At 54.7% G+C, this 25859-nt stretch carries 25 protein-coding genes and 3 tRNA genes; 7 read left to right on the top strand and 21 right to left on the bottom strand.

Annotation, left to right across the window (positions count from 1 at the left end; all coding sequences use genetic code 11):
• The first annotated feature begins 70 nt into the window (after positions 1 to 70).
• Positions 71 to 1282, top strand: a complete 1212-nt coding sequence (gene tyrP, locus ACK5JN_RS13965; RefSeq protein ID WP_416870734.1) for a tyrosine transporter TyrP — start codon at positions 71 to 73, stop codon at positions 1280 to 1282.
• Positions 1283 to 1314: 32 nt separating this feature from the next.
• On the opposite strand, the gene ACK5JN_RS13960 is transcribed toward tyrP, so the two are convergent.
• From ACK5JN_RS13960 to ACK5JN_RS13935, 6 genes are all read right to left on the bottom strand, one after another.
• The gene (locus ACK5JN_RS13960) at positions 1315 to 1983 is read right to left on the bottom strand and encodes a YecA family protein (protein ID WP_416870733.1); all 669 of its coding nucleotides are present in this window, start codon (positions 1981 to 1983) and stop codon (positions 1315 to 1317) included.
• 84 nt (positions 1984 to 2067) lie between these two features.
• Positions 2068 to 2784 (bottom strand): ABC transporter ATP-binding protein, encoded by a 717-nt coding sequence (locus ACK5JN_RS13955; RefSeq protein ID WP_416870732.1) that lies wholly within the window; start codon positions 2782 to 2784, stop codon positions 2068 to 2070.
• Positions 2781 to 3659, bottom strand: a complete 879-nt coding sequence (locus ACK5JN_RS13950) for an ABC transporter ATP-binding protein (RefSeq protein ID WP_416870731.1) — start codon at positions 3657 to 3659, stop codon at positions 2781 to 2783. The genes ACK5JN_RS13955 and ACK5JN_RS13950 overlap by 4 nt, the downstream gene beginning before the upstream one ends.
• On the bottom strand, positions 3656 to 4945 hold the full coding sequence (livM, locus tag ACK5JN_RS13945) for a high-affinity branched-chain amino acid ABC transporter permease LivM (RefSeq protein WP_416870730.1): 1290 nt from the start codon (positions 4943 to 4945) through the stop codon (positions 3656 to 3658). The genes ACK5JN_RS13950 and livM overlap by 4 nt, the downstream gene beginning before the upstream one ends.
• A gap of 9 nt (positions 4946 to 4954) precedes the next feature.
• Positions 4955 to 5869 carry an ABC transporter permease subunit gene (locus tag ACK5JN_RS13940; RefSeq protein ID WP_416870729.1) on the bottom strand — a complete coding sequence of 305 codons (915 nt, stop codon included), beginning with the start codon at positions 5867 to 5869 and terminating at the stop codon, positions 4955 to 4957.
• 78 nt (positions 5870 to 5947) lie between these two features.
• Complete coding sequence (locus ACK5JN_RS13935) at positions 5948 to 7066, bottom strand: branched-chain amino acid ABC transporter substrate-binding protein (protein ID WP_416870728.1); 1119 nt, start codon at positions 7064 to 7066, stop codon at positions 5948 to 5950.
• 500 nt (positions 7067 to 7566) lie between these two features.
• Between ACK5JN_RS13935 and ACK5JN_RS13930 the strand changes: the two genes are divergently transcribed.
• Entirely contained in the window at positions 7567 to 9342 is a 1776-nt protein-coding gene (locus ACK5JN_RS13930; protein WP_416870727.1) for a sodium:solute symporter family protein, read from the top strand.
• 106 nt (positions 9343 to 9448) lie between these two features.
• Here ACK5JN_RS13930 and ACK5JN_RS13925 read toward each other — a convergent pair whose 3' ends face one another.
• A complete protein-coding gene (locus tag ACK5JN_RS13925; protein ID WP_416870726.1) occupies positions 9449 to 10255 on the bottom strand; it encodes a hypothetical protein in 807 nt (268 codons plus the stop codon).
• 295 nt (positions 10256 to 10550) lie between these two features.
• On the opposite strand from ACK5JN_RS13925, the gene cho reads away from it, so the two are divergent.
• A complete protein-coding gene (gene cho / locus ACK5JN_RS13920; RefSeq protein ID WP_416870725.1) occupies positions 10551 to 11405 on the top strand; it encodes an excinuclease Cho in 855 nt (284 codons plus the stop codon).
• Positions 11406 to 11498: 93 nt separating this feature from the next.
• Here the strand turns inward: cho and ACK5JN_RS13915 are convergent.
• From ACK5JN_RS13915 to uvrY, 6 genes are all read right to left on the bottom strand, one after another.
• Positions 11499 to 11585, bottom strand: a tRNA-Leu gene (locus ACK5JN_RS13915).
• An 11-nt stretch (positions 11586 to 11596) separates the two neighbouring features.
• A tRNA-Cys gene (locus tag ACK5JN_RS13910) sits at positions 11597 to 11670 on the bottom strand.
• A 40-nt stretch (positions 11671 to 11710) separates the two neighbouring features.
• Positions 11711 to 11786: transfer RNA gene (locus ACK5JN_RS13905), tRNA-Gly, on the bottom strand.
• Positions 11787 to 11937: 151 nt separating this feature from the next.
• Complete coding sequence (gene pgsA / locus ACK5JN_RS13900; RefSeq protein ID WP_416870724.1) at positions 11938 to 12486, bottom strand: CDP-diacylglycerol--glycerol-3-phosphate 3-phosphatidyltransferase; 549 nt, start codon at positions 12484 to 12486, stop codon at positions 11938 to 11940.
• Between the two features lie 55 nt (positions 12487 to 12541).
• A complete protein-coding gene (uvrC, locus tag ACK5JN_RS13895) occupies positions 12542 to 14374 on the bottom strand; it encodes an excinuclease ABC subunit UvrC (protein WP_416870723.1) in 1833 nt (610 codons plus the stop codon).
• The gene (uvrY, locus tag ACK5JN_RS13890; RefSeq protein ID WP_064544562.1) at positions 14371 to 15027 is read right to left on the bottom strand and encodes a UvrY/SirA/GacA family response regulator transcription factor; all 657 of its coding nucleotides are present in this window, start codon (positions 15025 to 15027) and stop codon (positions 14371 to 14373) included. The genes uvrC and uvrY overlap by 4 nt, the downstream gene beginning before the upstream one ends.
• A 456-nt stretch (positions 15028 to 15483) precedes the next feature.
• Between uvrY and ACK5JN_RS13885 the strand changes: the two genes are divergently transcribed.
• Entirely contained in the window at positions 15484 to 15708 is a 225-nt protein-coding gene (locus tag ACK5JN_RS13885) for a DUF2594 family protein (RefSeq protein WP_416870722.1), read from the top strand.
• Between the two features lie 70 nt (positions 15709 to 15778).
• Here ACK5JN_RS13885 and sdiA read toward each other — a convergent pair whose 3' ends face one another.
• The 8 genes from sdiA to ACK5JN_RS13845 form a co-directional block, all read right to left on the bottom strand.
• A complete protein-coding gene (gene sdiA / locus ACK5JN_RS13880; RefSeq protein WP_416870721.1) occupies positions 15779 to 16501 on the bottom strand; it encodes a transcriptional regulator SdiA in 723 nt (240 codons plus the stop codon).
• Positions 16502 to 16823: 322 nt separating this feature from the next.
• Entirely contained in the window at positions 16824 to 17576 is a 753-nt protein-coding gene (tcyN, locus tag ACK5JN_RS13875) for an L-cystine ABC transporter ATP-binding protein TcyN (RefSeq protein ID WP_416870720.1), read from the bottom strand.
• Complete coding sequence (gene tcyL / locus ACK5JN_RS13870; protein WP_416870719.1) at positions 17573 to 18241, bottom strand: cystine ABC transporter permease; 669 nt, start codon at positions 18239 to 18241, stop codon at positions 17573 to 17575. Before tcyL ends, tcyN begins: the two co-directional genes overlap by 4 nt.
• Positions 18242 to 18254: 13 nt before the next feature.
• Positions 18255 to 19241 carry a D-cysteine desulfhydrase gene (gene dcyD / locus ACK5JN_RS13865; protein ID WP_416870718.1) on the bottom strand — a complete coding sequence of 329 codons (987 nt, stop codon included), beginning with the start codon at positions 19239 to 19241 and terminating at the stop codon, positions 18255 to 18257.
• An 81-nt stretch (positions 19242 to 19322) separates the two neighbouring features.
• Positions 19323 to 20123 (bottom strand): cystine ABC transporter substrate-binding protein, encoded by an 801-nt coding sequence (tcyJ, locus tag ACK5JN_RS13860; RefSeq protein WP_416870717.1) that lies wholly within the window; start codon positions 20121 to 20123, stop codon positions 19323 to 19325.
• A gap of 86 nt (positions 20124 to 20209) precedes the next feature.
• Entirely contained in the window at positions 20210 to 20761 is a 552-nt protein-coding gene (gene fliZ, locus ACK5JN_RS13855; RefSeq protein WP_416870778.1) for a flagella biosynthesis regulatory protein FliZ, read from the bottom strand.
• A 40-nt stretch (positions 20762 to 20801) separates the two neighbouring features.
• Positions 20802 to 21521 carry an RNA polymerase sigma factor FliA gene (locus ACK5JN_RS13850; protein WP_064544586.1) on the bottom strand — a complete coding sequence of 240 codons (720 nt, stop codon included), beginning with the start codon at positions 21519 to 21521 and terminating at the stop codon, positions 20802 to 20804.
• 164 nt (positions 21522 to 21685) lie between these two features.
• Positions 21686 to 23362: a FliC/FljB family flagellin gene (locus tag ACK5JN_RS13845; protein WP_416870716.1), complete on the bottom strand. Its 1677-nt coding sequence runs from the start codon at positions 23360 to 23362 to the stop codon at positions 21686 to 21688.
• Between the two features lie 265 nt (positions 23363 to 23627).
• On the opposite strand from ACK5JN_RS13845, the gene fliD reads away from it, so the two are divergent.
• The 3 genes from fliD to fliT are packed head-to-tail and all read left to right on the top strand — an operon-like array spanning position 23628 to position 25843.
• Positions 23628 to 25034: a flagellar filament capping protein FliD gene (gene fliD / locus ACK5JN_RS13840; protein ID WP_416870715.1), complete on the top strand. Its 1407-nt coding sequence runs from the start codon at positions 23628 to 23630 to the stop codon at positions 25032 to 25034.
• A gap of 24 nt (positions 25035 to 25058) precedes the next feature.
• A complete protein-coding gene (gene fliS, locus ACK5JN_RS13835; RefSeq protein ID WP_416870714.1) occupies positions 25059 to 25469 on the top strand; it encodes a flagellar export chaperone FliS in 411 nt (136 codons plus the stop codon).
• Positions 25469 to 25843 carry a flagella biosynthesis regulatory protein FliT gene (fliT, locus tag ACK5JN_RS13830; RefSeq protein WP_271447391.1) on the top strand — a complete coding sequence of 125 codons (375 nt, stop codon included), beginning with the start codon at positions 25469 to 25471 and terminating at the stop codon, positions 25841 to 25843. The genes fliS and fliT overlap by 1 nt, the downstream gene beginning before the upstream one ends.
• The last annotated feature ends 16 nt before the right edge of the window (positions 25844 to 25859 follow it).

The raw sequence follows: 25859 nt of genomic DNA, 5'->3' as shown, positions 1-25859 counted from the left end.
CGAAAGCAGCGGATTCACATACTCTGCGCGACATCTTTCGTTGTGAATACGTTGTGAAGTAGAGGAAAGCGTGAAGAACCGCACTCTGGGGAGTATTTTAATCGTCGCCGGCACCACGATAGGCGCAGGTATGCTGGCAATGCCGTTAGCCTCGGCGGGCGTCGGTTTTGGCGTCACGCTGGTGCTGCTGGTCGGCCTGTGGGCCTTAATGTGCTATACCGCCCTGCTGCTGCTGGAAGTGTACCAGCACGTGCCGGCCGACACCGGCTTAGGTTCGCTGGCGCTGCGCTACCTCGGTCGCTACGGGCAATGGGTGACCGGCTTCAGCATGATGTTCCTGATGTATGCGCTCACGGCGGCGTATATCAGCGGCGCGGGCGAACTGCTGGCCTCAAGCCTCAGCCAGTGGTTTAGCATTGATATGCCGCCCGCCGTCGGCGTACTGCTGTTCAGCGCTATCGGCGGAATGGTGATCTGCGTGGGGACCTCGCTGGTCGATTTGTTCAACCGTTTCCTGTTCAGCGCCAAAATCATCTTTCTGATCGTGATGCTGGCGCTGCTGCTGCCGCACATTCATAAAATTAACCTGATGACCCTGCCGCTGGCTCAGGGCCTGGCGCTGTCGGCCATTCCGGTGATCTTTACCTCGTTTGGCTTCCACGGCAGCGTACCGAGTATCGTCAGCTATATGAACGGTGACGTGCGCAAGCTGCGCGGCATCTTTATCATCGGCAGCGCCATCCCGCTGGTGGCCTATCTGTTCTGGCAGCTGGCGACCCTCGGCAGCATCGACTCGCCGATGTTCAGCGCGCTGATGGCTCAGCACGCCGGTCTGAACGGGCTGCTGATGGCGATCCGCGAGGTCGTGGCCTCGCCGCACGTCGAGCTGGCGGTTCACCTGTTTGCCGACCTGGCGCTGGCGACCTCCTTCCTCGGCGTCGCGCTGGGGCTGTTTGACTATCTGGCCGATCTGTTCCAGCGCAAAAATACCGTTCGCGGCCGCCTGCAAACCGGCGGCATCACCTTCCTGCCGCCGCTGGCCTTCGCGCTGTTCTATCCGCGCGGTTTCGTAATGGCGCTGGGCTATGCGGGCGTGGCCCTGGCGGTGCTGGCGCTAATAATTCCGTCATTGTTGACGCTGCAAAGCCGTAAACATCACCCGCAGGCCGGCTATCGCGTCGCCGGCGGCCAGCCGATGCTGTGGCTGGTGTTTGCCTGCGGGATTGCGGTGATTGCCATTCAGGCAGGTATTGCCACCGGCCTGCTGCCGTCGGTGGGATAACCGTGTAAAAAAGGGGCCAATCGGCCCCTTTTTCATTTTGCTAAACAGCACTGCTTATATTTTTTACCGCTGCCGCACGGGCAGGGATCGTTACGGCCAATCTTCTGCTCGTTTTTAATCGGCTGCTTCACCGGCGCGGCTTTCGGGTTATCCATCCAGTAGTCGAACAGATCCAGCGCCGCCGGGCGAATTTTATCGATACTGTCGAGATACTGCTCTGCCGTAAAGGCGCCGAGCGCTTCACTTTTCTCTTCATCGCCGTGCAGCGCAATGCAGTCAAACGCCGCCTGCTGCTCTTCCGGCAGACCGGACCAGTCGGTCAGGCGCGCGCCGCGCAGGTAGCCATAGCACCACTCTTCAACGATGGTCAGCTCCTGCCCTTCTTCTTCACGGGTACCAAACAGCGGTTCAAACTGATCCGGATAATCGTTCAGGCGGTCGGCAATATCGCTCATATGCTGCAGGGTGAGATTCACAAAACGGTCGCGCTCGCGATCGGTGGCCCAATGCGGCACATGATCGGCACCGCCCCATACGGCAAACATCCACTCGGCGGGTTCAATCTCCAGCGGTGAGGAGAGGATCGCGGTCAGCATACCGTCCAGTTCGGAGACGTCGATAATTGACGCGTCGGAGGCATACTTCGCAATGGTCTCGTCCAGCCATTCCAGTTCGCTTTCGGTTAAAGGTCCCGTTTTCATACTCAATCTCTGTCGTTGTTGATGAGGTCACTCAGTTCAGGCGCAATGATGCCGGAGTTTGCCGTCTAACTCCAGCAATGCCTGCTATACGCCGCCCAGATAGGCTTTGCGCACCTCCTGATTGCCCAGCAGCTCCTCGCCGCTGCCGCTGAGGCGAATTTGCCCGTTGACCATCACGTACCCCCGATCCGACAGCTTCAGCGCATGGTGGGCGTTTTGCTCTACCAGGAAAATGGTCATGCCGTCGCGGGCCAGTTCGCGTAGCGTCTGGAATATCTGCTTCACCACAATCGGCGCCAGCCCGAGGCTTGGCTCGTCGAGCAGCAGCAGCTTCGGGCGACTCATCAGCGCGCGGGCAATGGCCAGCATCTGCTGTTCACCGCCGGACATGGTCATTGCCTGCTGCTTGCGCCGCTCTTTGAGACGCGGAAACAGATCGAACATGCTTTGCAGATCCTGCGCCGCATGCTGATTGCCAATGGGGATGGTGCCCATCAGCAGATTTTCTTCCACGGTCATATCGGGGAAAATGCGCCGCCCTTCCGGGGCCTGGGCGATCCCCGCCGAGGCCACATAGTGGGTGGAGCGATGGCTGATGTCGTCGCCGCAGAACAGAATTTGCCCGCTGCGCACCCGCGGCTGGCCGAAAATCGACATCAGCAGCGTCGATTTCCCCGCGCCGTTAGCCCCAATCAGCGAAACGGTTTCCCCCTGATTCACCTGTAATGAAACCTGCTTCAGCGCCTGAATAACGCCGTAATAGACGTCCACCTCGCGAAACTCCAGCATCGGCTCGCTCATAGGCTGACCTCGTCTTCGCTGGCCCCGAGATAGGCGGCGATCACTTTCTCATCGTGTTGAATCTGCTCCGCTTTGCCCTGGGCAATCACGTCGCCGTGGTCCAGCACGATGATATGGTCCGAAATCTCCATCACCATCCCCATATCATGTTCAATCAGCAGCACGGTAATGGCGTGATGCTCGCGCAGGAAGCGGATAATTTTGCTCAGCGCTCGTGTCTCCACCGGGTTTAGCCCGGCGGCCGGTTCATCGAGGCACAGCATCTCCGGGCCGGTGCACATCGCGCGGGCAATCTCCAGACGGCGCTGCTGGCCGTAGGACATTTCGCCCGCCAGCCGGTTGGCGCAGTCGACCAGATCCACCACCTCCAGCCAGTAAAAGGCGCGATCCAACGCGACGCTCTCTGCCCGGCGGTAGGCCGGGGTGTTGAGAATCCCCGCCACCAGGTTACGGTTGACCTGCATATGCTGCGCCACCAGCAGGTTCTCCACCACCGACATCTCGCGGAACAGGCGGATGTTCTGAAAGGTCCGTGCCAGCCCCGCCCGGTTAACGAGGTGGGTCCCGCCGAACATTTTGTAAAAAATCCGCTGCCCAAGCTGCGCGGGGTTGACCCAATCGCCCGGCTGAAACTTCTGCCCAAGAATCTGGATCACGTTGGTGGTTTTACTGCGGGTATTGAACAGAATGTGACCGCCAGAAGCCTTATAGAAGCCGGTCAGGCAGTTAAATACCGTGGTCTTCCCCGCGCCGTTAGGGCCGATCAGCGCGGTAATCGAGCCGCGCTGCACCTCGAGGTTAACGTCGTTGAGAGCCTTAATTCCGCCGAAATGCATCATCAGATGTTCAACGCTTAAAATGACGTCCTGGCTCATGGCGCCACTCCTTTACGCACCGCAAATCCGCTGCGATTAATGCGAATCAGGCCGCGCGGCCGCCAGATCATCATCACCACCATCAACACGCCAAACAGCAGCACGCGGTACTCGGCGAAGCTACGCAGCAGCTCGGGAGTGACGGTCAGCACAAACGCCGCCAGCACCACGCCGACGGTGGAGCCCATTCCGCCCAGCACCACAATGGCGAGGATCAGCGCCGACTCAAAGAAGGTGAATGATGTCGGGTTGACGAAGCCCTGGTAGGTGGCAAAGAACACGCCGGCAATCCCCGCCGTCGACGCCCCGAGGGTAAAGGCCGACAGCTTGACCAGCACGTGATTCAGCCCCATCGAGCGACAGGCGATTTCATCTTCACGCAGCGCCTCCCACGCGCGGCCAATCGGCATGCGCGTCAGACGATGCTTGATGTAGAGCACCAGCAGAACCACCAGCACCAGCACCGCATAGATAAAAATAAACTTCAGGTTGGGGTTGTAGGTGAGATGGAAGAACTCGTGGAACGGCACCCCGCCCTCTTTTGCCCGCCTTCCGAACTCAAGGCCAAAGAAGGTGGGCGGCGGCGCGGAAATACCGTTCGGGCCGCCGGTAAAACTCAGCCAGTTATTGAGGATCAGACGGATGATTTCGCCAAAGCCAAGGGTCACAATCGCCAGATAGTCGCCGTGCATACGCAGCACCGGGAAGCCGAGCAGCGCGCCCGCCGCCGCCGCCATCAGCGCCGCCAGCGGCAGCATCGACCAGAAACCCAGCCCCAGATACTGATAACCCAGCGCCAGACCGTAGGCGCCAATGGCGTAAAACGCCACGTAGCCCAGATCCAGCAGCCCCGCGAGGCCCACCACGATGTTCAGCCCTAGCCCCAACAGCACGTAGATCAGGCCGAGGATGGCCACCGTCAGCACGTATTTGGTGGCGACAAACGGGAAGCAGATGGCCAGCGCCAGTATCAGTGGAATGATCCAGCGCATGCGGCTTTTGTAATCCACCGGGCGGACATAAACGCCCGCGTTATCGCTGTCAAAACGGGAGGCAAAGCGTCGCCCGACCGCCGTGGTGGCAGCGGAGCTGAGCGCAAAGCGGCCGATCATCACCACCGCGATAATCCACACCAGCCGCTGGCCTTCAAAGTTAAAACCGTAGCCGTCGAGCACCACGCCAACGATGGGCCCAAAGATAATCAGCGCCACCAGGCCGGAGAAAATCGCGTCAAGAAGGCAGCGTTTCAGGGAAAACGTTTCGTGTGAAGCCGTTGAATGAGTCATCGTCCGCTCCTACACTTTGGCCACAATCGGGCGGCCGAGCAGCCCCTGCGGGCGGAAAATCAGGATCACCACCAGCAGGCCGAATGAGAACACATCTTTATAGTCAGAATTGACCATCCCCGAGAACTGCGCTTCGGCCACGCCAAGCAGCAGCCCGCCCAGCATCGCCCCCGGCAGCGAACCGATACCGCCGAGCACCGCCGCGGTAAACGCCTTGATGCCGATAATAAACCCGGCATAGAAGTCGAAAGTGCCGTAGTTCATGGTGATCAACACCCCAGCCAGCCCCGCCATTGCCGCCCCGATCACAAACACCAGCGAGATAATGCGATCGGTGTTGATCCCCAGAATGGACGCCATTTTGCGATCCTGCTGCACCGCCCGGCACATCCGCCCGAGACGGGTGTGGCCGATAATCCACGTCAGCAGCAGCATCCCGGCAAACGACGCCAGCAGGATGAAGACCTTGGTGTAGGTGATCTGCACAAATCCTTCGCCAATATGCCAGCGCAGTACGCCGTCCAGCATCGTTGGAACCCCCTGCTGACGCGGGCCCTGGCTGATTTGCGCATAGTTTTGCAGAATCAGCGACATGCCGATGGCGGAAATCAGCGGCGCCAGGCGCGTAGAGTTACGCAGCGGCTTGTAGGCGATGCGCTCAATAGTCCAGCCATACACGCCGGTGACCACGATGGTAAAGACCAGCGTGCCGAGGATCAGCAGTGGAAAGGAGTGCAGGCCGAAGAACGACAGCAGCGCCAGACCAATCGCGCAGAGATAGGCCGAGATCATATACACTTCGCCATGCGCGAAGTTAATCATGCCGATAATACCGTATACCATGGTGTAACCAATGGCGATCAATCCGTAGACAGAACCCAGCGTCAAGCCATTGACTAACTGTTGCAGAAAGAATGTCTCCATCTTCGCGCGCTCATGTTATTGGCCTATTATAAAGCGCCGGTATGCGAGCACACCGGCGCTGAGCGTGACTCCATCCGGTTAATCCACTTCCTTATACTTACCTTTGTCATCCCACTGATAAACAACGTAATCCGAGACTTTCAGGTCGCCCTTGCTGTCCCAGGCTTTTTTGCCCATCACGGTTTCAACCGGGTTAGCCTTCAGCCATTCGCTGGCTTTCGCCGAGTCGGGGCCCGCCGCTTTAAACGCGGCGGCGATCGCCTGGATAGAGGCGTAGGAGTAGAGGGTGTAGCCTTCAGGTTCAAACTTGTTGGCGCGGAATTTTTCGATCACCGCTTTACCGTCCGGGATCAGACGCGGATCTTTGCCAAAGGTCATGTAGATGCCGTTGGTGTACTGCGGGCCACCGGCGGCGGTCACCATCTCTTCGTTAACGATACAGTCGCCGGAGAAGAATTTGGCCTGCACGCCCTGCTCGCGCATCTGGCGTACCAGCGGGCCGGCTTCCGGATGACAGCCGCCGAAGAAGACCACGTCCGGCTTCTGCGCGCCAATCTTGGTCACCAGCGCGTTAAAGTCCTTCTCGCCGCGCGACAGGCCTTCATACATCACATCCTTCACGCCGCGTTTGGCCAGCGCCGCGCGCGTGGCGTCTGCCAGACCCTGGCCGTAGGTATCTTTATCGTGGATGATTACCACCCGTTTGGCCTTCAGCTTATCAATGATGAAGTTGCTGGCGACGTCACCCTGCTGATCGTCGCGGCCGCACATGCGGAACATATCGCTCATCCCACGTTCAGTAATCAGCGGGTTGGTTGAACCCGGGGTAATGGCCAGCACCCCGGCGTCGTTATACACCTCAGAAGCCGGCATGGTGGATGACGAGCAGAAGTGGCCCACCACCGCCTGCACCTTGTCCTGATCGACCAGCCGGTTAGCCACCGCCACCGCCTGTTTCGGTTCACAGGCGTCATCGCCCTGCACCAGCTTGATTTTCTCGCCGTTAATCCCTCCGGCGGCGTTAATATCCGCCGCGGCCTGGGTCGCGCCGTGCCAATATTGATCGCCGTAGGTGGCATTCGGACCGGTAAACGGCCCGGCAACGCCAATCACGATATCGGCCTGGGCGGAAAACGCCGTCACCAGACACCCTGCCAACACAATAGAAAGCGGACTTCTTATTAATTTCAGCGACATTATTATCTACCTTAGCAAAAGAGGTTTATGCATAACGGTGTGAAGCCGAACCACCGGCGCACGCGCCGGACAAACGACATCCTGACAATATCCTGCTGATAACGGCGAGGTTTCCTTACGCTTTTCAGGCCAAATCATTAAGCAAAATGGTTGCCAACTTTGCACAACCCACGCACAGATTTTGACAATTTTGAGTATAGAGCGCCGTGGTGGGCATTCTGGCGCGATGGAGAGAAATTACGGAGAAGATCACATCTCGTTAACAATAAAGTACATAAATATTGCAATAGTCACGCTTTGTGCATTTTGTTTGCGCTGCAACATGATGGTGCAAAATTCACCCTTTCTGCCCCCCTCGGCAAGAAAGCCCGTCACTTTAGCACTTTTTTAAATATTGCCGACTTCAACACAAATTCATGCAATAAATATGAAATGTAGTTTCAATAAAAATGAATATCGTTTTTAATGCCGCGGAACAATAACGCATGCAGGGAGCAGGTATGCAATACGATTATTTTGTGATTTTCGGATACTTTGCGCTGATGATTGTAATCAGCCTATTATTCAAGAAGATGGCCAGCAATAGCACCAGCGACTACTTCCGCGGCGGCGGTAAAATGTTGTGGTGGATGGTGGGTGCCACCGCCTTTATGACCCAGTTTTCCGCCTGGACCTTTACCGGTGCGGCGGGTAAAGCCTTCACCGATGGCTTCGCGGTTCTCGCGGTCTTTGTCGGTAACATGGTGGCTTACCTGGTTGCCTGGAAGTACTTCGCGCGTCGTTTCCGCCAGATGCGCGTCGATACCCCAACGGAAGCCGTGCGCCGTCGTTTTGGCCCGGTTAACGAGCAGTTTTTTACCTGGGTGATTATTCCGCTGAGCGTGATTAACGCCGGCGTATGGCTGAACGGCCTCGGCGTGTTTGCCTCGGCGGTATTCAACGCCGATATCATCATCACCATCTGGATCACCGGCCTCGCCGTGCTGGCTATCTCGCTGCTTAGCGGCGCCTGGGGCGTTGTGGCCTCTGACTTTATTCAAACCCTGGTGGTAGCGGTGATTTCCGTCGCCTGCGCGATTGTCGCGCTGTTCCTGGTCGGCGGCCCATCGCATATTGTTAATGACTTCCCGGTCAACTTCTTTACCGGCCCGGATTTAAACTATCCGCTGCTGGTGGTTTGCACCTTCCTGTTCTTCGTGGTGAAGCAGCTGCAGAGCATCAACAACATGCAGGAATCCTACCGTTTCCTGAATGCCAAAGATTCTAAAAATGCCAGCAAAGCGGCGCTGATGGCGCTGGGTATGATGGTTGTGGGCGCGATTATCTGGTTTATCCCGCCGTGGGCTTCCGCCATTCTCTATCCGCAGGCCGGTAATGAGTATGCGGAACTGGGCGCCAAATCGCGTGACGCGGTGTATCTGGTGTTTGCGCGTAATGCGATGCCGATAGGTACCGTTGGCCTGCTGATGGCCGGTCTGTTTGCCGCCACGATGTCGTCAATGGACTCGGCGCTGAACCGTAACTCCGGCATTTTCGTGCGCAGCTTCTATGCGACCATTCTGCGTAAAGGCAAAGCCTCAGACGCCGAGCAGCTGCGTGCGGGCCAGGTAGCCTGCTTAATCAACGGTGTTCTGGTGATTCTGATGGCGCAGTTCTTCAACTCGCTGAAGCACCTGAGCCTGTTCGATCTGATGATGCAGGTCGCCACGCTGCTGCAATCACCGATTCTGGTTCCGCTGTTCTTCGGTATGCTGATCCGCAAAACGCCAAACTGGGCACCGTGGGCGACCGTGCTGGTCGGTCTGGGCGTCTCCTGGCTGGTGGTGGATGTCTTCACGCCGCAGTATGTCATGAGCTGGTTTGGGGTTGAGTCCATCACCGCCCGTGAAGCTGGTGAACTGCGTACCATGATTCCGATTGTGGCGCATCTGGTACTGACCGGCGGCTTCTTCTGCCTGACTCGCCTGTTCTGGCGCGAAGAGAAAGACGTCTGCCGCGAAAGCACCGAAGCCTTCTTCCAGGATATTGAGACCGAGTGTCTGGCGGGCGATGAGCAGGATATCGTGGATATCATGCAGCGTAGAAAGCTAGGGATGCTGACGATGGTGATGGCGGCGGGTCTGTCCCTGATGGCGCTGATTCCAAACCCACTGTGGGGTCGTTGTCTGTACCTTGGCTGCGCCGCTGCGGTGTGTCTGGTGGGCTACGCGCTGTGGCGCAGCGCCATCGTGCAGAGTCGCGAGCACTTTAGCGGCCGCAAAGCCTCGGCGCTCTAATTAACGCCATGTCTTGCCCCTGCGCGCCTTGCGCAGGGGCATTGTCATTTTGGGGTTTTGCTGAGTTTATCAACGATGAAGGCTGGAGAATCAGCTTTCAAGCGGCTTATCCCAGCGGAGGCAACCCCTTTTCAGCCAGCTTTCGCCAGATATTCATTCTGTACTCATAGCCAAATTTGGCGACGAGGTTTTCAATTTCGTAAGGAACTTTGACATACACTTCAGAGAGATATTTATCCTTCCAGTTTTCATTGTACACATCGGTGTAGAAAGAGAACGTGGGGGCGGATGCATCTCCCCAGGAGCCAAACGTCAGCTGAATGACCGCGGTATATCCTCCGGCAACCTCAAGATCAATATATCCCCCCTCCATTAAACTGGCGTTAACGGTGTTTGAATACATGCCTCTCACCATCGATAAAAAGATATCAATCTCGTATTTATTCAGAGACTGCATTTTTATCTCAAAACCCATCTGCATCGGATTCCCGTCATCATGGGCGCGTTGGCCTAATGTAGTAATGCGGATATCTTCAACGCGTTCATATCTATCGGTTATTTTTTTAGCATAGTCGACAAGATTGGCTTTCATACTTTTCACATCTTGCAGCGTACACGACTCTCTATTGACCTGTTCAACGAGTGCAGACAGAACGCTAAAGACGGACATCTCCTGAATGGAGGCGGGTTCAGCGGGAAGATCGACGCTCTCGCGCGTAACGCTGTCGATGTCGTTCAACAGCTCGGCTTCTCTCTCTTTCAGCGAATAAATCAGCTCATTTTGTTGCTGAATTTTTTGCTCATAATCCGCGCACTTTTGTTCTAAAGCGTCATATTTTTTCGCCAACGACTGAAAGCTCAGATACAGAGAATCATATTCCTGCTGAGACACCGCCTTACCAAATAAACCCATCTTTATTCCCTCGCAATACTGAGTATGCCGCTGTCATACGCAGCAGCCCCGCAATCATACAGAATGCTGATACATAAGACATCGGTTAGCAGCCAATGGATTGCGGAAAGCGAATGGAAATCGCTGGGGAAGCCTGAGAGCGTGCCGACAGTTAGCGCTGTTCATCGAAGTGCGTGAATAGCAGTATGATCAGAAAGGTTCCGTCTCCCGACTCCACGTTGCTTACATATAAACCAGCTAGAGTTCTCTGTTTATTGACATTATACTGTTTAAATAAACAGATATCGGAGGGAACTTGCCCACACAACGCCTTAGATTTGAGCCTTCAGCGATTTACCAATATCCAGAGCATCTCCGTCGGTATCTCTCTGAAATTCCGCCATTACCCGGCGTCTATGTCTTCCACGGAGAAAGTGAAACGCTACCGCTCTACATAGGGAAAAGCGTGAATATACGCAGCCGCGTGATGTCCCACTTCCGCGCCCAGGATGAAGCATCTCTGCTCTACCAAGCCAAAAAAATAAGCTGGATACGTACCGCCGGTGAAGTTGGCGCGCTGCTGCTTGAGGCTAAAATGATCAAAGAGCAGCAACCACTCTTCAATAAACGTCTTCGTCGCACCCATCAACTTTGTTCATTACGGTTAGATGAAGGGCAACCGAAAGTGGTGTATGCAAAGGAGATAGATTTTTCTCATCAACCAAATTTGTATGGCCTGTTTTCTCATCGACGCAGTGCGCTTGAAGCATTGAAGTCTATCGCCGATGAACATCGCCTCTGTTATGGATTGCTGGGTCTGGAATCTCTGAGCGGCCATCGTGGTTGCTTTCGTTCGGCCCTGAAGCGATGCGCAGGCGCCTGTTGTGGTAAAGAAACCCTTGAATCTCATCACCAGAGGCTATTGTTGGCACTTGAGCGCCTGCAGCTTGTGTGCTGGCCGTGGAACGGCGCCATCGCGATGAAAGAAGAGAGTGCTGATTTGACTCAGTACCATATTATTCGCAACTGGATGTGGCTTGGTTCTGTCAGTTCGCTTGACGAGGCAAAAATGCTCTCGCGACAGCAGGCAGGCTTTGATCAGGATGGTTATAAAATTTTATGTAAACCGCTTCTGGCCGGAAAAGAAAATATTATCGTTCTCAATAGGTAACAACGTGGTGAAGGGAGAGTACAAAAACAAAAAAACCACCCGTAGGTGGTTTCACGACACTGCTTATTGCTTTGATTATTCTTGTCTTTCCCATGGTAGCCGGAGTGGGACTTGAACCCACACAGCGCGAACGCCGAGGGATTTTAAATCCCTTGTGTCTAGCGATTCCACCATCCGGCCAGGGAAGACAGTGGAGGCGCGTTCCGGAGTCGAACCGGACTAGACGGAGTTGCACTCCGCGACATAACCGCTGTGCTAACGCGCCTTTAAATCTTATACATCCGCTAACGCAGATGCTTGTAATCTGGAGCGGGAAACGAGACTCGAACTCGCGACCCCGACCTTGGCAAGGTCGTGCTCTACCAACTGAGCTATTCCCGCATTATCAAGTTGATTCGATAACCACTTGATTTTGCTATCGTCTGGCAATCAGTGCTGCCGTTCGATGCGTTGCATTCTACTTATCTGACGCGGTGAGTCAACGGTATTTTTCGCAACTTTGTATCGTTTGCTGAAAATTACGCCGAAACGATCACTCTTGAAGCAAATCGCCTCGCGCCGCGTTCAGATATTGCAGCATAGACCACAGCGTCAGCACCGCTGCCACCAGGAATAGCGCAATACCGGCCCACTCAACCCAGATATTCGGACGCCACAGCATCCACACCAGCGCGGTCATCTGCGCGGTGGTTTTCACTTTGCCGATCCACGATACGGCGACGCTGCTGCGTTTACCCAGCTCGGCCATCCACTCGCGCAATGCGGAAATAATAATTTCCCGGGCGATCATCGTCGCCGCCGGCAGGGTGACCCACCAGGTGTGGTAGTGCTCGGCCACCAGCACCATGGCGATCGCCACCATCACTTTATCCGCCACCGGATCGAGGAAGGCACCGAAGCGGGTGCTCTGGTTCCAGCGACGGGCGAGATAGCCGTCAAACCAGTCGGTCACCGCGGCCACAAAGAAGATCAGCGCGCAGACAAACGGCGCCCAGACAAACGGAAGGTAGAACGCCAGCACAAAAAACGGAATCAGGATGACGCGGAACAACGTAAGCAATGTAGGGATATTATATTGCATGGCGTGGTAACTATCTGTTGTTAGTAAATATTAGCCCTATGTTGCTACAGAGCCCCTAATGTTTCAACGAGTAGAAGATCTTTTCTGCTAAGCCAAGCGAGATTCCGGGCACTTTGGCGATATCTTCGATGCTGGCCTGCTGTAAACCCTGCAGCCCGCCCATGTATTTGAGCAGCATCTGACGCCGCTTCGGCCCCACGCCTTCAATCGTTTCCAGCGAGCTGGTGCTTTTCACTTTGGCGCGCTTTTTACGGTGGCCGGAAATCGCGTGATCGTGCGATTCATCGCGAATATGCTGAATCACATGCAGCGCCGGTGAGTCCGGAGGCAGGCTAAAGCCCTCGCCTTCCGGTTCAAAGAACAGCGTCTCCAGACCGGCTTTACGGTCGCTGCCTTTCGCCACGCCCAGCAGCAGCGGGTGGTGCTTATCCCACGGCACGTTCAGCTCGGCAAACACGGCTTTCGCCTGCCCAAGCTGCCCTTTCCCGCCGTCGATCAAAATCACGTCAGGAATTTTACTTTCATCGATCGCCTTGCCGTAACGACGGCGCAGCACCTGATTCATCGCCGCATAGTCATCGCCCGGGGTGATACCGTTAATATTGTAGCGACGATACTCGGCGCGCAGCGGCCCGTTGGCGTCAAACACCACGCAGGAGGCAACGGTCTGCTCGCCCATGGTGTGGCTGATGTCGAAACACTCCATCCGCTTAATCGCCGGCAGCTTCAGCTCGGCGGCCAGCGCCTGGAGACGCTGGTGTACGGTGGACCGTTGAGACAGTTTAGTCGACAGCGCGGTCACCGCGTTGGTGCGCGCCAGTTTTAAGTAGCGCGCGCGATCGCCGCGCGGTTTGGTCTGCACCTGAATACGCCGCCCCGCCAGCTCCGATAGCGAGTCAGCCAGCAGCGTTTTATCTTTCAGCGTGAAATCGAGCAGGATCTCGCCCGGCAGCGTGCGCATCTGGCTGCCCTGGAAATAGAACTGGCCGACGAAGGTCTCGACTACCTCGCCAAGCTCGGTGTCGTTTGGCACCTTAGGGAAATAGCTGCGGCTGCCGAGAACTTTACCCTGGCGGATAAACAGCACGTGCACGCAGGCCATTCCGGCTTCAAACGCCACGCCGATGACGTCCAGATCGTCGCCGTTATTGGAGACAAACTGTTTTTCCGTCACCCGACGCACGGCCTGAATTTGATCGCGAATGCGCGCCGCTTCTTCAAACGCTAGCGCCTGACTGGCTTTTTCCATGCGCGCAATCAGCTGCGTCAGCACCTGGTCATCTTTCCCCGCCAGGAACAGCCGCACGTAGTCCACCTGCTGCGCGTACTCTTCTTCACTCACCAGCCCTTTAACGCATGGCCCCAGACAGCGGCCAATCTGATATTGCAGGCAAGGACGCGAGCGGTTGCGATAGACGCTGTTCTCACACTGGCGGATAGGGAATATTTTTTGCAGCAGCGCCAGCGTTTCCCGCACCGCATAGCCATTAGGGAAAGGACCGAAGTACTCGCCCTTGGCATGCTTAGCGCCGCGATGCGTGGCCAGACGCGGGTGAGCGTCACCGCTCAGGAAAATAAAGGGATACGATTTATCGTCACGCAGCAGCACGTTATAGCGCGGCTGGTAGAGCTTGATGTAGTTATGCTCCAGCAACAGCGCTTCGGTTTCGGTGTGGGTGACGGTAACGTCAATCTGGGCGATTTGCGCCACCAGCGCTTCCGTTTTGCGGGAAGCAACCTGGGCGCGAAAATAGCTGGCAAGGCGCTTTTTAAGATCTTTGGCTTTGCCAACGTAAATGACCGTGCCGCCGGCATCATACATACGATAAACGCCGGGCTGGCTGGTCACAGTTTTCAGGAAGGCTTTTGAATCAAAAACATCACTCACTGACTTGCTAACGACTCCGCATTGCACAGGCCATGGCGAATTGCCAGGTGCGTCAGCTCAACGTCACCGTGTATGTTCAGCTTGCTAAACATACGGTAGCGGTAACTGTTCACCGTCTTGGGACTCAGATTCAACTGCTCTGAAATCTCATTCACCTTCTGACCTTTAGTGATCATCAGCATAATCTGCAATTCACGTTCAGACAAACTGGAGAACGGCGATTCCGTTTTTTCCGGCTCAATCTGGCTCAACGCCATTTGCTGAGCAATGTCTGACGCGATATAACGCTGGCCGGAAAATACCGAGCGAATGGCGTTAACCACCTCTTGCGGCGCAGCGCCTTTACTCAGATAACCCGCCGCGCCTGCCTGCATCACCTTAGCCGGCAGCGGATTTTCCGTGTGTACGGTTAACATGATAACTTTGGTATCGACCGCGGAACGTGCGATTTTACGCGTTGCTTCGAGGCCCCCGATGCCGGGCATATTCATGTCCATCAGCACAACGTCAACAGGGTTAGCACGGCACCACTTCACCGCATCTTCTCCGCAGTTGGCTTCACCGGTGACTCTAATACCTTTTATATCTTCGAGAATGCGTCGTATCCCTGCGCGCACCAGTTCGTGGTCATCAACAAGAAGGACGTTGATCAAAGGAATAATCTCCAGAATAGGGATAACGCTACTACTGCTTAATTCCCCCATACTACCGGGTTTTATATCATCTGTGAAAGTCTAAAAATGCCAGAGTCTCGATTTCGATCTCGTTTTTGGAAATAATCATGTACACACGCTGGAAAGCGCGAAAAAACAGTAAGATGGCAAGGGCAGATGTCAGTATGCTCGCAGCGATTAATCGCGTAAACAGGCGCTTTGTCGTATATTTGATAAATACCCCTTATAATATGTAACAATAATTAACGATGCCGGAACCGTATTTAAACAATTTACCGCTAACCCGCTGTACAGACAGTTGAAATAATAATGAATATCACATCTGAGCAGCGCGCAAAAAACAGGCACTCCTTTTTTTCTCTCCGCTTGTGGTATACTGCGCCGCTTTCATAATCCTGATCGCGCATAATGCGCAGAAATTGTACGAGGCAATAAATGAGCACACCTGATTTTTCCACCGCAGAAAATAATCAAAATCTGGCCCAGGAAGTATCCTGCCTGAAGGCTATGCTGACCCTGATGCTGCAGGCGATGGGCCAGGCTGATGCGGGTCGCGTGATTATTAAGATGGAAAAGCAAATTGCGCAGTTAGAAGATGAAGCTCAGGCTGCCGTATTTACCAGCACCGTTAAGCAAATTAAACAAGCTTACCGCCAGTAATAAAAAACCGGCTGTCAGCATCGCTGTTGACAGCCGGTTTGTCGTCTGGCACGCAGAACGTGAATACGAGTCAGATCAATCCAATCGCCGCCGCATAGCAGGCAATCTGCGTTTTATTCGGGGCATCAAATTTCTTCTGCATGTTCTTCTGATGGAAATTCACCGTATTTTCAGAAATCGATAAAATGATAGAGATTTCCGCCGAGGTTTTCCCTTCCGCCGTCCATTTCAGAATTTCTAATTCCCTTTTACTGAATTTCATCTCCCGCGGCATCACCATTTCATCTTCGACGCGTAATAACGCCAGCAGGCTCATTTCCAGCAGAATCTGTAACCGCAACGCGATTTCATCTTGATCGTGCGTAAGGTGCGGAATACGGGTGCGCGACACCGATAAGAAACCGTGGGCGTGGTTAGGCAGCATCAGACACTGCGTCGCACCGGTTTGCAGGCCATGCGCGCGCGCCGCGTGCCACAGCTCCTGCGCGTCGCTGAACAGCTCATCATCCCAGGGTAAATGGCCGAGCGAAAAATTATCTGGCTTCAGCACCGGATCGATAGCCATATAGTTCGCAGACTTATAGTGCGACATCCAGGCATCAGGATAAGTGGTGTACACCGAAATGCGCGGTCGGGTAAACGGCACCGGATGCCGAACGCACAGGGCGAAGAAATCGTATTCCAGATATTCTGTTTGCTGTTGAAGTAACGCGTATATCTGTTCGCTTGCCGTAGCCGCCTGGAAAAGATGCAGCACTTCCCGCCGCCAACTGAAAAAATCATCGTCTCTCATAACGAACGAGAAACCCCCTGATCAATAATCATTTTTATGAATACAGAAACCTAACACATAAATCTTATTTATATGTATAAAATATCACGCATCGTCAAAATAATCTTAATATACCCTATTTTCGTAACTCAATACGCGATATTGCTGTCTTCAGGCGCTTTGCACGCGATACGGACAACATAATATTTGCCCATTGATTGGACATACTTAAGTAAAATTTCTCATAAAAAAGATGAGGGTATACTGGCGTCATCATTTTCGATGCAAATTAAGTCCCGCTTACGGCGCGCCGGGATGGGATACCCGACGCGCCCCAATGCGATTACTGCATCAGGAATTTTTCCAGGAACTGACGGGTACGGGCCTGCTGCGGATTGGCAAACAGCGCTTTGGCTTCACCCTGTTCCACAATCCGCCCCTGATCCATAAAGATGGCCCGGTCCGCCACGTCGCGGGCAAAGCTCATCTCGTGGGTAACGATGACCATGGTTCGCTTTTCCTGCGCCAGCGCGCGAATGGTGTTCAGCACCTCCCCTACCAGCTCGGGATCCAGCGCCGACGTGGGTTCGTCGAACAGGATCACGTCCGGGCGCATCGCCAAAGCGCGGGCAATTGCCACACGCTGCTGTTGGCCGCCAGACAGACGCCGCGGATAACTTTCCTCCTTCCCGGACAGCCCCACCTTACCCAGCAGCTCGCGAGCGCGGGCAATCGCGCCAGGTTTATCTTCCCCCTTGACGATCACCGGCCCTTCAATAATATTCTCCAGCACCGTCCGGTGTGGGAACAAATTGAAGCTCTGGAACACAAAGCCGACGTGCTGGCGCAGGCGGCGGATCAGCCCTTTTTGCTGGCTGATGGGGCGGGCGGTATCAATGGTGATATCCCCGACGCGAATGGTGCCGCTTTCCGGCTGTTCCAGCAGGTTAATGCTGCGCAGCAGCGTGGTTTTTCCCGAGCCGCTCGGCCCGATAATTGCCACCACTTCCCCCTCTTTCACCTCGAGGTCGATACCATGCAGCACCGTCTGGCCGTGGAATTTTTTCACCAGGTTTTTGACTTCAATTGCGCTCATTTCGGATCTCGCTCCTGGCGGTTAAGCTGATTTTCAAAATAGTTCTGCAGCACCGACAATACGGTCGCCATCACCCAGTAAATCAGCGAGGCGGCGAGGTACATGGTGAACACTTCCAGAGTGCGGGAGGTGATCAGCTGCGCCTGACGGAACAGTTCCGGCACCTGGATCGTTGCCGCCAGCGAAGTGTCCTTCACCAGGCTGATAAAGCTGTTCGACAGCGGCGGCAGCGCCACCCTGCCCGCCTGCGGCAGAATCGCCCGGCGCATCGTCTGCCACGGGGTCATGCCGATACTCGCCGCCGCTTCCCACTGACCTTTATCGATCGACGAAATCGCCGCACGCAGCGTTTCAGCAGCATAGGCCGCGGTATTCAGCGACAGGCCAATCATCGCCGAGGGGATAGGATCCAGCTCAATGCCGAACTGCGGCAGACCGTAGTAGATCATAAACAGCTGCGCGATCAGCGGCGTACCGCGGAAAATAGAGATGTAGCAGCGTGCCAGCCAGCGCACCGGCGCAACCGGCGACAGGCGCATCAGCGCGAGAATAAAGCCCAACACCAGCCCAAAGAACATCCCGCCGATACTGAGCTGGAGGGTAAATACCGCGCCTTTGAGCAGATACGGCGCGGAGTCGATCACTAATTGAATACTTTCTTGCATGAGCGCGTTCTATTTAAATGTGAGGATGATAGGCGAACAGCGCAGGCGCGCCGCCGGTATGGATAAACAGAATAGGCCCTTCATCTTTAAAGCGTTTCTGGTTAATGCCGTCAATAAGCCCGGCCATCGCTTTACCGGTGTAGACCGGGTCAAGCAGAATGCCTTCCAGACGTGCGAGCAGTTTCACCGCTTCCATGCCGGCGTCGTTCGGAATACCGTAGCTCGGGGCGAAATAATCGTCCCACAGCGTGATCCCGGCGGTAGCCGTCAATTCAAGGCTGCGCGCAATTTCCTGCTGGAGCGTGACCACTTTCGGCAGTTGATCGGCCACCTTGCGGGAAACGGTGACGCCAATCAGCTCGGCTTCCGGCATCACCTGTTCGAGCCCCACGGCCAGACCGGCATGGGTTCCCGCGCTGCCGGAAGCGACCACCACGGAGGAAATCGACACCGCACCTTCGCACTGCTGCGCGATTTCCAGCGCGCTCTCCACGTACCCCAGCGCCCCCAGCGCGTTTGAACCGCCCACCGGAATCACATAAGGACGAAAGCCCTGCGCTTCAAGACGCGTCGCCAGTTCAGCCAGCTGCGCGTTCGGGTCGGTCAATGCCTCACACATCTCGACCTGGGTATTAAACAGATCCAGCAGCAGGCGGTTGCCGTTGCTGAGATAGTTTTCCGCCGTGGTGCCCATCGGATTTTCCAGCAGCGCCACGCAGTGCAGCCCCAGTTTTGCCGCCACCGCCGCGGTCTGGCGTACGTGGTTAGACTGGATCGCCCCAGCGGTGACCAGCGTGTCGGCACCTTCGCGCAGCGCGTCGGCGGCGAGAAATTCCAGCTTGCGCAGCTTATTGCCGCCCATCGCCAGCGGCGTCACGTCGTCACGTTTGATAAAGATGTCGCGCCCGATGTAGTCGGAAAAACGCGGCAGGTATTCCAGCGGCGTCGGCGCGCCAATAAATTCCAGGCGCGGGAAACGGGTTAAATTTTGCAGTGACATAGCATCTCCTTGGTCTCGTTTTTATTATGCGCCTTAAATAAAAAAAGGCGCTCTTTCAGCGCCTTTTTTCCTTCAGAGCGATTACTGCGTAACGTCTGCACCGAACCATTTTTCGGACAGCGCCTTCAGACTACCGTCTTTATGCATGGCGTCAATCGCGCTATCTACCGCTTTCAGCAGGTCATCGTTACCTTTACGCAGCGCAACGCCCGATTCCTGACGGGAGAACGCATCACCGGCGACCGCCAGGGTGTTGTTGGTTTTCTTCACCAGATCCAGCGCTGCCAGGCGATCGACCAGAATCGCGTTAATGCGGCCTACGCGCAGATCCTGATATTTGGTCGGATCATCGTCGTAGGTACGAATGTCCACGCCCTGCACGTTCTGGCGCAGCCACTCTTCATAGTTCGTACCCAGACCGACGCCCACTTTTTTCCCTTTCAGGTCGGCGGCGGTTTTGATGGTGTCTTCACTGCCCTTTTTCACCAGCGCCTGGATACCGGAGATGGTGTACGGGGTAGAGAAGTCATATTTTTTCTGACGTTCCGGCGAAATGGTCACCTGGTTAATCACCACGTCAATACGTTTGGAGTCCAGCGACGCCAGCATGCCGTCCCATTTGGTCGGTTTCAGATCGGCCTTCACGCCAAGGTGCTTCGCCAGTTCGTTGGCGAACTCAACTTCAAAACCAGTCAGCTTGCCGTCATCGCCCTGGAAACTGAACGGGGGATAGGTGCCTTCCAGCCCAACGCGCAGCGTGCCGCGTTCTTTTACCTGGTTTAATAAATTTTCGGCTGCAAACGCCTGCACGCTTGCCCCCGCGACTAACGCAACGGCCATTACGCCCATCAGCGCCTGACGACCCAGAAAATTCAATTTCATTATGCCCCCGAAAAACATCGATTTTTTCGTAGTGTAAACCGTTCGTCAGCAATGACAAACACCCATGCGATACATCTTATTCCAATTTAATATATATCAGAGGTTTCCCGGTCTGCGAAATTTTGCTCGTCGTTCAACGGCAGATGGCGCTGAAAGCGCAGGTATTTACGTAAGGCGATACGATAATTGTTGGTGCTGGTGTCCGGTAGCCACGCCTCCAGCTTCTCGTCGGCGTAAGGTTCCTGAAGCAGCGAACGCGGTACCTGTTGTTCGGCAAAGTGATTACCGAGACGACGCAAGCGCACCACGTATTCCCGCACGGTTCCCGCGCTCATGTCCGTTTGTTCAAGCAGATATTGTTTAAAGCGGATGATATTGAAGAAGGCGCTCTGCTCTTTACAATGCAGATCGCCGCAGAAACGGCACAGCGCGGACCAGGCTTCGCGTTCATGCTGCCACGCCACTTCATCCATCAATGTATCAAGACGGGAGATCGCGATTTTATTGACTATCTCCCCCTGCCGGACCAGCGTAATGCGGTCGAGCAGTTTATGGCAGTGTGCGCAGTGCGTCTGGCTGTGTTTGAAGTCTTTCAAATAGCGGCTTAGTGGCCGTCTTTTTACCTGCATCATCATGATAACTCCGGGTTTTCATTGATTAATGCGGCATTCTTTAAACCTAAAGCTTACCCAGTTTGATGCGCAGACGCTTGATCGCCTGACTGTGCAGTTGACTGACGCGCGACTCCCCCACTTCCAGCACCGCGCCAATCTCTTTGAGATTAAGCTCTTCCTGGTAATAGAGGGTTAACACCAACTTTTCACGCTCCGGTAAGGCTTCAATCGCCTCCATCACGCGCTGGCGAAGATCGCCTTCCAGCAGTTGATGCAGCGGGTTTTCATGCTGATTCTCTTCCGTCACCAGTTCGATGCTGTCGCCATACTCTTCTCGCCACTCGTCGTAGGAAAAAAGCTGGCTGTTATTGGTATCTAACAGCACCTGACGGTATTCCTCAACCGCAATCCCCAATCGCTGCGCGACTTCAGTTTCCGTCGCGTTTCGTCCCAGCTCTTGCTCCAGTTGACCCAGCGTTTGCGCAACTTCACGCGCGTTCCGCCGGACGCTACGCGGCACCCAGTCCCGGCTGCGTAGTTCGTCCAGCATCGCCCCACGGATGCGTTGCACTGCGTAAGTGGTAAATGCCGTACCTTGCAGAGCGTCATAGCGTTCAACAGCGTTCAATAAGCCGATACCGCCCGCCTGGAGCAGATCGTCCAGTTCCACGCTCGCCGGCAAACGCACCTGGAGGCGCAGCGCTTCATGGCGCACCAACGGCACATAGCGTTGCCATAGCGAGTGTTTATCCATTACACCTTCAGCGGTATACATTGAATTCACGATAAACAGCCCTGCATTAATATGAGTTATCGGCACGATTATCCGTTTCTGTAGCCGTTTTAATCGGTGGAACAGTGGGGCAAATGTGGGGTTATTTACGGAGTAAGTGAAATTTCAGTAACAAAAAACCCCGCCGAGGCGGGGTTGGGTCAGGAAGCGAGCGATTAGCCCTGCAGCAGAGACAGAACCTGCTGCGGTACCTGGTTGGCTTTTGCCAGCACGGAGTTACCGGCCTGCTGGATGATCTGCGCTTTAGACATGTTGGACACTTCGGTCGCATAGTCGGCGTCCTGAATACGGGACTGCGCTTCAGACAGGTTGGTGGTGGTGTTGTTCAGGTTGGTGACCGCGGAATCCAGACGGTTCTGGATAGCACCCAGGGAAGAACGGAATTTGTCAATCTGGCTAATTGCGTCATCCAGAGCTTTCAGCGGATCGGTAGTAGCTTCAGACTTACCTGTTGCTTCAGTAGTAAGAGAACCATCAGCAGCTTTGTAAAGAGAAGCACCTTTATCATCATAGATGTTGCCGTTAGCAAATTCATGGTAGGTCTGGGTAACTGTACTGCTCGGGCTGGTAGTGAGTTTGCCATCAGTATCAGTAAATACGGCTGCGCCGCCTGTAGTTGCAGTCACTGCACCTGTAGTTGCAGCAACATCATAGGACTCAGCACCAGTAGCAACTGTATATGCCTTTCCATCCAATTTTGTTGCCATATCAGCAGCGGAAATTGATGCACCAGTGATATCTGCGCCAGTACCAGAAGTGTAAGTAACCTTCATACCGCTATCGAAGCTGATGGTGGCATCCCGTGTAGAAGCCAACACATTATCCAGAGTAGCAACTGGCGGAGTACCTGCGCTGTTTTTAGTCAGGTTGCCCGTTGTATCCAGATAAAGAGCATCGCCGTTGGTATCGGTGATGGTACCATCTTTAGCGATGTTCACTTCTTGCTCAGTACCACCAATTGAAATTTTGGCGGTATTAGTATCTGTAGCTAAGTAACCTTTCAGAGCAGTCGCAGTGTTAGCACCGGTGAGGCCTGTCGCATCAAATGTATAGGACTTGTTAGTTGCGTCGTAAGTGTAATTACCACTGGCTGCAACCCCTAAGCCAGTATCGGTACCGGTATAGCTAATGGTGCTACCAGTCTTCACTGAACCAAGCACACTGGCTGCTGTTGCTGCCTGGAAGTTCGTCGTCGTAGATTTAGTCCAGGTGCTATTGCCATTAGTATCTACAGCACCTTGGGTAAAACCAGCGGTAGTCAGGTCCGATTCTGTTGCTTTAGCATTGTCAACAGCACCTTTGCCATTCACGTTAAAGCTGGTCAGGTTCAGAGTTGAAGAGTCAATTTTTTTCAGGTCAATCGTGATGGTTTCGCCATCGTTCGCACCAACCTGAATTTTCATGGAGCCGTCTTTTGCCAGCACGTTCACGCCGTTGAACTGGGTCTGACCAGATACACGGTCAATTTCGTCCAGACGGGATTTGATTTCGTCCTGGATGGAGTCCAGGTCAGAATCGGAGTTAGTACCGGTAGTGGCCTGAACGGTCAGCTCACGAATACGCTGTAAGTTGTTGTTGATTTCAGACAGCGCGCCTTCAGTCGTCTGCGCAACGGAGATACCGTCGTTGGCGTTACGTGCCGCCTGAGTCAGGCCTTTAATGTTAGAGGTGAAACGGTTAGCAATCGCCTGACCCGCTGCGTCATCCTTCGCGCTGTTGATACGCAAGCCAGAAGACAGACGCTCGATAGAACTCGACAGAGCAGACTGGTTCTTGTTGATATTGTTCTGAGTGATCAGCGAGAGGCTGTTGGTATTAATGACTTGTGCCATGATTCGTTATCCTATATTGCAAGTCGTTGATTACGTAATGGGTTTCCACCCGTCGGCTCAATCGCCGTCAAACTTGTTATCGTCTGCCGTAAAACAACCTTTAGAATTTTTTTTCGTAATCACGCTTTTTTTTAGCCGCCGAAATACTCTTTCCTCTTGCCCTTATTCCTGCCATTAGAAATTTATCATCAGGCGTAAACTTTGCGACATTCAGGCCGATAACTCCGGTATTCGTTCTACGTGTCGACAGATAAAAGGAAATCACATGGCAAGTATTTCATCGCTGGGAGTCGGGTCGGGCCTGGATTTAAGCAGCATTCTTGATAGCCTCACCGCCGCCCAGAAAGCGACGCTGACCCCTATCTCTAAACAGCAGACATCCTATACCGCTAAGCTGAGCGCCTACGGAACGCTGAAAAGCGCCCTGACCACCTTCCAGACCGCTAACACCGCGCTGTCAAAGGCCGACCTGTTTTCCGCGACCACCACCACCAGCAGCAGCACCGCGTTTAGCGCCACGACGGCGGGCAACGCGATTGCCGGTAAATACACCATCAGCATCAGCCATCTGGCGCAGGCGCAAACGCTGACCACCAGCACCACCAAAAGCGATACCAAAACCGCCATCGCCACCAGCGATAGCAAGTTGACGATTCAACAAGGCGGCGGTAAAGACCCGGTCACCATTGATATCAGCGCGGCCAACTCGTCGCTGAGCGGTATTCGCGATGCCATCAACAACGCCAAAGCGGGCGTCAGCGCCAGTATCATTAACGTCGGTAACGGTGAATATCGTTTATCGGTGACCGCGAACGACACGGGCAGCGACAACGCAATGACGCTGACCGTCGATGGTGACGACGCGCTGCAAAGCTTTATGGGCTATGACGCCAAAGCCAGCAGCAACGGAATGGACGTCTCCGTTGTCGCCCAGAATGCCAAACTGACGGTCAACAACGTTGCCATTGAAAACAGCAGCAACACCATCAGCGATGCGCTGGAAAACATTACCCTGAACCTGAACGATGTCACCACCGGCAACCAGACGCTGACCATCACTCAGGACACCACCAAGGCACAAACCGCCATCAGCGACTGGGTCACCGCCTATAACACGCTGCTGGATACCTTTAATAGCCTGACCAAATACACCGCCGTCGATGCCGGTGCCGATAGCCAGAGCGCCAACAACGGTGCCCTGCTCGGCGACTCGACGCTGCGCACCATTCAGACCCAGCTGAAAAGCATGCTCAGCAACGCCGTCAGCTCGTCGCAGTACAAAACGCTGGCGCAGATCGGTATCTCCACCGACCCGAGCAACGGCCAGCTTGAGCTGGATGCCGACAAACTTACCGCCGCGCTGAAAAAAGATGCCTCCGGCGTGGGCACCTTAATCGTCGGCGACGGTAAAACCACCGGTATCACCACCACCATCGGCACCAACCTGACCAGCTGGCTTTCCACCACCGGTATCATCAAGGCCGCCACCGATGGCGTCAGCAAAACGCTGAACAAATTAACCAAGGACTACAACGCCGCCAGCGATCGTATCGATGCGCAGGTCGCGCGCTACAAAGAACAATTTACCCAGCTGGACGTGTTAATGACGTCGCTGAACAGCACCAGCAGCTACTTAACGCAGCAGTTTGAATCCACCAGCAATTCCAAGTAATCACTTTTGATCGGGAGAGACATCATGTACGGGGCAAAAGGTACGCAGGCCTACGCACAGATTGGCGTGGAAAGCGCCGTGATGAGCGCCAGTCAGCAACAGCTGGTGACCATGCTGTTCGACGGCGCGCTCAGCGCGCTGATCCGCGCCCGCCTGTTTATGCAGGACGGCAACCAGCAGGGGAAAGGGCTTTCCCTGTCGAAAGCCATCAATATTATCGAAAACGGGCTGAAGGTTGGCCTTGATGAGGATAGCCGCGACGAGCTGACGCAGAATCTGCTGTCGCTCTACGCCTATATGGTCAGACGCCTTCTGCAGGCCAACCTGCACAATGATGTTAGCGCCGTTGAAGAAGTTGAGGCCTTAATCCGCAACATCGCCGATGCCTGGAAGGAATCTTTACTTACGCCTAACTTGATTCAGGACGCCGTCTAATGAGCCATGCACCGCACCTTTATCTGTCGTACCAAAAGCTGGTTGAAAAAAGCAATCTGATGCTGCGGCTTGCCACGGAGGGTCTGTGGGATGAATTAATCGCCAGCGAAATGGAGTACGTGAATGCGGTGCAAAAGATTGCTCAATTGACGCGGGAAACTCAGCCCACCGACCCGCTTCAGGAACAGCTTCGCCCGTTGCTGCGTCAAGTGCTGGATAACGAAAATAACGTAAAACGCCTGTTGCAGGCCCGCATGGACGAGCTGGCAAAACTGGTGGGGCAATCATCGATTCAGAAAACGGTGATGACCGCCTACGGCAATCAGGGCGGCCAGGTGCTGGTACCGCAGGATAACGTCGATTTGAACCACTGATGAAACGCGCTCCGGC

Origin of the sequence: Kluyvera sp., assembly GCF_047971185.1 — a bacterium.
In the GTDB taxonomy this organism is placed as follows: domain Bacteria; phylum Pseudomonadota; class Gammaproteobacteria; order Enterobacterales; family Enterobacteriaceae; genus Kluyvera.
Note: the sequence above shows the minus strand (reverse complement) of the source record. Positions and strands in the feature narration are given on the sequence as shown.